The 719-nt window shown below is 71.9% G+C and carries 1 protein-coding gene; it reads right to left on the bottom strand.

Translation table 11 applies throughout. The features are described 5' to 3' along the window. Nucleotides 1–719 (bottom strand): hypothetical protein (locus GCN75_RS29445; protein WP_405002845.1); only part of this gene is annotated, 719 nt, incomplete at both ends.

Genomic DNA, 719 nt, shown 5'->3' with positions numbered 1-719 from the left:
GCTTGGGCCGCCGCCGCGGCGCTCACGGCCGAGATGTCGATCCCGCCCAGCAGGGCAGCCGTTTCCGCCGCCGAAACGGCCGCGGCGGCGGTGTTGGCGAGCGCCGTGGCGTCGGTCAGGTTGGCCGTGGCCTGCAAGCCGGCGGCCGTCAGCGCATCGGCAGCGGCGGTGGCGGCAAGGGCGACGGCATCCGTCAGGTTGGCAGTGACGTCGGCATTGTCGGAATCGAGCTGCAAGGCATTGACGGTCGCCGTCAGGTCGACCACGCTGGTCTGTCCGGCCGTGACGTTGGCGGCCAGGGCGGCCAGGTTGGCCAGGTTGAAGGCATTCAGGGCGACGTTGACGTCCAGTAGGTTGGCTTGCGCATTGGCGGCGGCGGCATCCGCATCGGCCTGGTCAGCAGCTTGCTGCAGCGCCACGACATCGGTCTGACCGGCCACTGCCTGGGCATTCGCGGCATCGTTGGCGGCGGCCGCGTCGGCAGCGGCCAGGGCGGCAGCGTCCGTCTGGTTGGCAATGGTTTGCGCTGCCAGCGCAGCGGCGGCGTCGTTATCGGAGACGATTTGCAGCGCGGCCGCATCGGTCAGTGCCGCTTGCGCGGCGGCGGCGGCGGACGTGCTGGCAGCGGCATCGGCCGTGATCTGCAGGGCGGCCGCGTCGCTCAGGTTGGCCGTCACCACGGCATTGGCGGCCGCGGTGGCGGCTGCGGCGGCCAATGC

The organism is Janthinobacterium violaceinigrum (assembly GCF_009208555.1).
In the GTDB taxonomy this organism is placed as follows: domain Bacteria; phylum Pseudomonadota; class Gammaproteobacteria; order Burkholderiales; family Burkholderiaceae_D; genus Janthinobacterium; species Janthinobacterium violaceinigrum.
Note: the sequence above shows the minus strand (reverse complement) of the source record. Positions and strands in the feature narration are given on the sequence as shown.